7 protein-coding genes and 1 pseudogene are annotated in these 7187 nt (G+C 62.2%); 5 read left to right on the top strand and 3 right to left on the bottom strand.

The genetic code is table 11. The features are described from left to right. The 3 genes and pseudogenes from FJM67_RS16650 to FJM67_RS17585 all read left to right on the top strand — a co-directional run. Nucleotides 1–536, top strand: a 536-nt coding sequence (locus FJM67_RS16650) for a DUF3363 domain-containing protein (protein WP_116965507.1), incomplete at its 5' end; no start/stop codon positions are given. 216 nt (nucleotides 537–752) lie between these two features. Beyond that, nucleotides 753–1967: a chloramphenicol/florfenicol efflux MFS transporter FloR2 gene (locus tag FJM67_RS16645; RefSeq protein WP_000214125.1), complete on the top strand. Its 1215-nt coding sequence runs from the start codon at nucleotides 753–755 to the stop codon at nucleotides 1965–1967. Nucleotides 1968–2060: 93 nt separating this feature from the next. Then, nucleotides 2061–2177, top strand: a pseudogene (locus FJM67_RS17585) (DUF3363 domain-containing protein); the annotation flags it as partial. On the opposite strand, the gene tetR(G) reads toward FJM67_RS17585, so the two are convergent. Then, entirely contained in the window at nucleotides 2174–2800 is a 627-nt protein-coding gene (tetR(G), locus tag FJM67_RS16635) for a tetracycline resistance transcriptional repressor TetR(G) (protein ID WP_000163574.1), read from the bottom strand. The pseudogene FJM67_RS17585 and the gene tetR(G) sit on opposite strands and share 4 nt — an antisense overlap. A 103-nt stretch (nucleotides 2801–2903) precedes the next feature. On the opposite strand from tetR(G), the gene tet(G) reads away from it, so the two are divergent. Both tet(G) and FJM67_RS16625 read left to right on the top strand, forming a co-directional pair. Continuing rightward, nucleotides 2904–4079, top strand: a complete 1176-nt coding sequence (gene tet(G), locus FJM67_RS16630; protein ID WP_001257840.1) for a tetracycline efflux MFS transporter Tet(G) — start codon at nucleotides 2904–2906, stop codon at nucleotides 4077–4079. A 20-nt stretch (nucleotides 4080–4099) separates the two neighbouring features. After that, a complete protein-coding gene (locus FJM67_RS16625; protein WP_001253717.1) occupies nucleotides 4100–4891 on the top strand; it encodes a LysR family transcriptional regulator in 792 nt (263 codons plus the stop codon). Nucleotides 4892–4982: 91 nt separating this feature from the next. Here the strand turns inward: FJM67_RS16625 and FJM67_RS16620 are convergent, their stop codons facing one another. Both FJM67_RS16620 and FJM67_RS16615 read right to left on the bottom strand, forming a co-directional pair. Next, nucleotides 4983–6515, bottom strand: a complete 1533-nt coding sequence (locus FJM67_RS16620; RefSeq protein ID WP_001747814.1) for an IS91-like element ISCR3 family transposase — start codon at nucleotides 6513–6515, stop codon at nucleotides 4983–4985. A gap of 226 nt (nucleotides 6516–6741) precedes the next feature. Beyond that, nucleotides 6742–7187 (bottom strand): TCP-1/cpn60 chaperonin family protein (locus tag FJM67_RS16615; protein WP_050195357.1); only part of this gene is annotated, 446 nt, incomplete at its 5' end.

Here is a 7187-nt window from a genome sequence, read left to right as displayed (position 1 = left end):
TCGACGAGATTGTGCGGTTCTTCGAGGCGCGGGTTTCCGCCTTGCGACGGAGCGGGGTCGCTGCCGACCGGCTCATCCTCGATCCGGGGATGGACCGGCGATTGGTCCATGGCGAAACGGCCGACCTTGCGCCGACCGGCTTCGGGCAACAGGTCCGCGAAGCCATGGACCAGCGCCGCGAGCATCATATCGAACAGCGCGACGCCACGCGCAACAGGGACGGCCGAATCTTCTACCGGCGCAATCTTCTCGCCACCCTGCGCGAGCGGGAAGTTGCGCGCGCCGGTGCGGAGATGGCCGAGGGCAAGGCGCTGCCGTTCCGCGCCGCCAAGGATGGTGAGAGTGTCAGCGGCAAGTTCACCGGGACTGTCCAGCTAACGAGCGGCAAGTTCGCCATCGTGGAAAAGAGCCACGAGTTCACCCTTGTCCCGTGGCGGCCGATCATCGACCGCCAGCTCGGCCGCGAGGTCGCGGGTATCATGCAGGGCGGTTCGGTGTCGTGGCAGTTAGGGCGGCAGCGGGGGTTGGGGCTATAGGAGCCAACGATACCGCATTGCAACGCAACAACTAATTCGATAAGATCTGCTATTCAATTTCGTAATCGTGGAGCCATCAGCATGGGAAATTCCAAGTCAGCAGACAAGTAAGCCGCAACATCAGAATTGTTGTTGCGGCGCTCTGTAAGACCAATCCCATCTGATTGCTGACGAGCAGACGCTGCCCGGTATCCTTAATCGAGAGGTTGATTCGTCATGACCACCACACGCCCCGCGTGGGCCTATACGCTGCCGGCAGCCTTGCTGCTTATGGCTCCCTTCGACATCCTCGCCTCGCTGGCGATGGATATTTATCTTCCAGTCGTTCCGGCGATGCCGGGCGTCCTGAACACGACTCCATCCATAATCCAACTCACGTTGAGCCTCTACATGGTGATGCTCGGTGTGGGCCAAGTGATCTTTGGGCCACTCTCCGATCGCGTCGGGCGACGGCCGATCCTGCTTGTAGGCGCAACGGCTTTCGTTGCTGCGTCTCTGGGAGCGGCTTGTTCTTCAACTGCATTAGCCTTTGTTGCGTTTCGTCTGGTTCAGGCTGTTGGAGCATCGGCCATGCTGGTGGCCACCTTCGCGACCGTGCGCGACGTATATGCCAATCGTCCCGAAGGTGCCGTCATCTACGGCCTTTTCAGTTCGATGCTGGCGTTCGTGCCTGCGCTCGGCCCTATAGCCGGTGCGCTGATCGGCGAGTTTTGGGGATGGCAGGCGATCTTCATCACACTGGCTGCACTGGCTTCGCTCGCACTCTTAAACGCCAGTTTCAGGTGGCATGAAACCCGACCGTTGGATCAGGCCAGAACGCAACGATCTGTTTTGCCGATCTTCGCGAGTCCGGCCTTTTGGGTTTACACGGTCGGATTTAGTGCCGGCATGGGCACATTCTTCGTTTTCTTCTCGACAGCCCCCCGTGTTCTCATAGGCCAAGCCGGCTATTCCGAGATCGGATTTAGCTTGGCCTTCGCGACTGTCGCGCTGGTCATGGTCACGACAACCCGCTTCGCAAAGTCCTTCGTTGCCAAATGGGGTATCGCGGGATGCGTAGCGCGCGGGATGGCGTTGCTCGTTTCCGGCGCGATCCTGTTGGGGATCGGCCAACTTTTCGGATCGCCGTCATTTTTCAGCTTCATCCTGCCGATGTGGGTTGTCGCGGTCGGCATTGTCTTCACGGTGTCCGTTACCGCCAACGGCGCACTTGCGCAGTTCGACGACATCGCTGGATCAGCGGTTGCGTTCTACTTCTGCATCCAAAGCCTGATAGTCAGTATCGTCGGGACATTGGCGGTGACGCTGTTAAACGGCGATACAGCGTGGCCCGTGATTTGTTACGCCACGGCAATGGCAGTGCTGGTGTCGTTGGGGCTGGCGCTCCTTCGATCCCGTGATGCTGCCACCGAGAAGTCGCCAGTCGTCTAGCCGACGACTGGAAGCAAGCCCGCTCCGATGCGGCGCAATAATCTTCGAAACCTCGTGAATGGCGGTATCCTGTCTGGCAAGATACCGCTCATTTCCCTTGTCCCGTGGCGGCCGGTCATCGACCGCCAGCTCGGCCGTGAGGTCATGGGCATCGTGCAAAGCGGATCGGTGTCGTGGCAGTTGGGGCGGCAAAGGGGCATAAGCCTCTAATCTGTTGTAGATGAACGCAGCCGCTCGAAACCAGCGATGAGGCTGTCGAGTCCGAAGTTGAACGCAGCATCCATGCCGTCTGTTTCCAACTCGTGAAACAGATCGTGCAGGAAGGACGACGGTGCTTGCTCGGACACATCTGGCCTGTCCGGAACTCTCTCATCGGCATCAGATGCCTGCTGCTCGAGAACGGAACCGACCACATAGTGACTGACCGCCCGGAGCGCCCAAACGGCGCGCTTCGGACAAAAGCCCTCCGCGCAGAGAAAGCGTATTTGCGTCTCGGCGGTGCCAAAATTCGGTTCTGTCGGTCGAGTGCCGGCATGGATACGCGCGCCGTCCCGATAAGAGAGCAACGCCGTTCTGAAGCTCAGGGCATTCTCTTTCAGGAACACCCGCCAGTCCTCATTCTCTTCGGGTAGCGAGCGGGTATGGCGTTCCGCCAGCATCGCCTCGGCGAGCGCATCAAGCAGCGCTCGCTTGTTCTGGAAATGCCAGTAAAGCGCAGGCTGCTGAACCTTGAGGCGTTCAGCGAGCTTCCGCGTCGTCAGGCTGTCCATGCCAACCTCGTTCAACAGCTCTAGCGCCGCCGCGATCACGGTGCCCTTGTCCAGTTTGGTCATTCACGTTCCTTCGCCAGTGCTTGACAATTTATCACCGATAAGTTATATGTCCATCTCCTTATCGTTGATAAAGTCGCTCCATTGAGCGGCGCTGGAGTTTCAGGTGCGCAGCTCTGCCATCATTGCCCTGCTGATCGTGGGTCTTGACGCCATGGGTCTCGGCCTCATCATGCCCGTCCTTCCGACGCTTCTGCGTGAGCTTGTGCCAGCAGAGCAGGTCGCTGGACACTATGGTGCCTTGCTGTCGCTCTATGCATTGATGCAGGTCGTCTTCGCGCCCATGCTTGGACAGCTTTCGGATTCTTACGGTCGGCGTCCGGTACTTCTGGCTTCTCTTGCAGGAGCCGCAGTCGATTACACGATTATGGCATCAGCGCCGGTCTTATGGGTGCTCTATATCGGCCGACTCGTGTCCGGCGTCACGGGCGCAACCGGAGCTGTAGCAGCCTCAACCATTGCCGATTCGACGGGGGAAGGTTCTCGCGCACGCTGGTTCGGCTACATGGGGGCCTGTTATGGGGCGGGCATGATTGCCGGGCCAGCACTTGGTGGCATGCTCGGTGGTATCTCTGCTCATGCCCCGTTTATCGCCGCCGCCCTTCTCAACGGGTTCGCGTTCCTGCTTGCCTGCATTTTCCTCAAGGAGACTCATCACAGCCATGGCGGGACCGGAAAGCCGGTTCGCATCAAACCATTCGTTCTGTTACGGCTGGATGATGCATTGCGCGGGCTAGGTGCGCTTTTCGCAGTTTTCTTCATTATTCAACTGATCGGCCAAGTGCCTGCAGCCCTATGGGTCATATATGGCGAGGACCGTTTTCAGTGGAACACCGCGACCGTTGGTTTGTCGCTCGCGGCGTTTGGGGCAACACATGCGATCTTCCAAGCGTTTGTTACCGGCCCGCTTTCAAGCCGGCTTGGAGAGCGGCGCACGCTGCTGTTTGGCATGGCTGCGGATGCGACTGGCTTCGTTCTTCTGGCTTTTGCCACGCAGGGATGGATGGTGTTCCCGATTCTGTTGCTGCTTGCCGCCGGGGGTGTTGGCATGCCGGCCTTGCAGGCAATGCTCTCAAACAATGTCAGCAGTAACAAGCAAGGGGCTTTGCAAGGAACGCTAACGAGCCTCACCAATCTAAGCTCTATCGCAGGACCGCTTGGCTTCACAGCACTCTATTCTGCCACCGCCGGGGCATGGAACGGTTGGGTTTGGATTGTCGGCGCGATCCTCTATTTAATATGTCTGCCAATACTACGCAGACCATTCGCAACTTCATTGTGATTTAGTCATGGCGATTTGGCATGCGTAGACTTAGGAGAAATGACGGATTAAATCTGTTGAGCAATCATCTCCTTTCGGGGCGAGTGCCAATGATGACCTTAGTTCACACTCTCGCTGTCGCCGAATATCTCAACTTCCGTCACGCCGCCAACGCGCTCGGCGTTGCACAGTCCAGCGTCAGCGCCCGCGTGAAGGCACTGGAAGAAGACCTCGGCATCCTCTTGTTCGAGCGTCATGCGCGCGGCGTTCGGCTGACCGAGGCCGGACGCCATTTCGTCGAGCGGATAGCCGTAGGTATTGACCAACTCGACCATGCGGTGAAAACCGCTGGCATGGCGGCAGCCGGAGAAAGCGGCCGGCTTCGTATCGGTATCCATGCCCTGATTCCGCATAGCTTCCTCGCAAAGCTGATCGGCCAATACCGCAAGGATTACCCCGATGTTGAAGTCGAGATCGCCGAAGGCCCGGCCCGTGAAGCGGTGGTGCAGCTTCGCGCCGGCAGGTTGGACGTGGCGTTCGTCGCGGGCACGCCCCAACCACCCGACTGCCATTCCCGTCGCACATGGACCGAACCGCTCTTGGCGGTGCTACCGGAACGGCATCCGCTCGCCAAGCGGTCAGCCGTCACATGGCCCGATTTGGCAGGCGAGACGTTCCTTGCGTATAGGAAGTTCAAACGCCCTTTTCGGGCAGTCTGCTGGGTAGGCGGCGGTCGCGCAAGCCCCGTTTTGGGCACGGATCGGACGTCTGTGAGTGGGATTTCGGCATCGCGGGGCCACGCAGCGGCGTTGTCAGCAGCCATGCTTCGCTGATTCCCGACAGCGGGCCGAGCGCCGCCCTGCGGATCGTGGCCGCATCGGCTCGGATTCCGGTTTCGCCGTCGGCTGTGCAGCCGGCAGATCGTCACGCGGCTTGCACTGGCGGCGCGCGCGCTGCGGGCCTGTAGTGCGCTTCTTCCCGCGCGCCGTGCTTCTCGAAGTGGGCGAGGATGGCGCGGATGGCGGTGGGTTCCTCGATGCTGGCGACGATCCGCACGGTGCCACCGCAGTGGACGCAGGCGGTGACGTCGATGGAAAAGACCCGCTTGAGCCGTTGCGCCCAGCTCATCGCACGGCGCTTCTCCTCGGGGCTGCGCGGCGCGTCGTGGGCGCTGACGTCCACTGGCGCCGCATCGCCCGCAGGCCGCTTGCCGCGCCCCGAGGGCGTCAGCTGCGCACGCAGGTTTGCATTCGGGGCGAATACGCCGTGGAAGCGGGTGAGATGCGCGCGAGGTGGCGGGACCAGCGCCGCCAGCTTGGCGATGAAATCCACCGGATCCCATTCCACATGCGTGGTGCCATTGCGCCACGGGGTCTTGAGCTGGTAACGCACCCTGCCCTGGAGCGCTATCGACAGCCGCTTCTCGCTGATCGCCGGGCGCGTGATGTAGCGGCACAGCTTTTCCAGCTTGTGGCTTTCGTGTGCTTCGGCCGCCACGCCGGCATGCAGTGAGAAGCCGCCGACCTTGCCGGCTTCGCCCTCCAGCGAACCGGCGTCACCGGGCAGCGTTTGCAGCGTGACGACCTTGCAGCCAGCGTCGCGGCCGGTGGCGATGCGGTAGGTGATCGAACTCATCCGCAGCCCATCCATGCTGTCGTCGCCTGCAGCGCTGTCTGCCAGGAAGGCCGATTCGCCCTCCCCTTCGAGCCAGCCTTTGCGCGTCAGGTGCCGACACACCCGGTGCGCGATGGTAGCTGCCAGCTGGGTCAACTGCGCGGTGGTGGGCGCACGGGCGCGGTGCAGGCGCAGTTCGCGCCGCGGCAGCTCGGTGGCTTCCACGTACACGCCGTCGAGCCACAGCATGTGGAAGTGGATGTTCAGGTTCAGCGCGCTGCCGAAACGCTGGATCAGCGTCACCGCGCCGCACTGGGCGCTGGCGCGGTCGATGCCGGCTTGATCGGCCAACCAGCCGGCGATCACGCGCTGCACGATGCCCAGCACCGGGCCAATGGCTTCTGGCTTGCTGGCGAACAGGAAACGCAAGGGGTACGGAAAGCTCAGCACCCATTGCCGCACAGGCCGCGGGCCGAACACCTCCTCGACCAGGTGCCGCGCACTCTCGGCCATGCGTCGCGCGCCGCAACTCGGGCAGAACCCGCGCTTCTTGCAGGAGAAGGCCACCAGCCTCTCTGCACGGCAGTGCTCGCACACCACCCGCAGGAAGCCGTGCTCGAGTACGCCGCAACGCAGGTAGGCATCGAACGCCTCGCGGACATACCCGGGCAGCGAGCGGCCCTCCGCTTCGATCCGTGCAATGAAGTCCGGGTAGTGCGCCTCTACCAACGCGTACAGCAGCGTGCGCTCGGGCGCGTGGCGCGCGTACCGCGAACCGGTGTGGGCGGACGGCAGTGGCGCGCATCCCGCGGCTTGCCGCCGGGATGTGGCGAGGCGCGGCACGCAGCGCTCCGGTGCGGGGACGGCTGCTCAGTGTTGCGCCTGTGTTCGCACGTTCGTATCGGTGCGTTCTGATCTTCGCGTCAGACATTGCCGCGGCGCGGGCACAACAAAAAGCCCGGCATCGCTGCCGGGCTCCGGCCCCGTCCTTGGGGCCTTGATGTCGGGTCGTTGCCGGGATCGGACCGCGCTGGCGCGGTCCGGTTCCCTGACGACCGGGCCAACCGGATCAGAAATCCATGCCGCCCATGCCGCCCATACCGCCAGCACCCGGCATGGCCGGCTCTTCCTTCTTCGGCACTTCGGCCACGACCACTTCGGTCGTGATCGCAAGGCCGGCGACGGAAGCGGCGTGCTGCAGGGCCGAGCGGGTCACCTTGGTCGGGTCCAGGATGCCCATGGCGATCATGTCGCCGAACTCGCCGGTGGCGGCGTTGTAGCCGTAGCTGCCTTCGCCGGCCTTGACGTTGGCCACGATCACGCTCGGTTCTTCACCGGCGTTGGCCACGATGGCGCGCAGCGGGGCTTCCAGCGCACGGCGGGTGATGGCGATGCCCAGGTTCTGGTCTTCGTTGATGCCCTGCCAGGGCAGATCCGTGCACAGCACCTTGCCGTAGAAGAACAGCAAGGCCGCCAATGCCTGACGATGCGTGGAGACCGAAACCTTGCGCTCGT

The sequence above is a fragment of the Maribrevibacterium harenarium genome, assembly GCF_006385675.1.
GTDB lineage: Bacteria > Pseudomonadota > Gammaproteobacteria > Pseudomonadales > Marinomonadaceae > Marinomonas > Marinomonas harenarium.
This window is presented reverse-complemented; position numbering and strand designations above follow the sequence as displayed.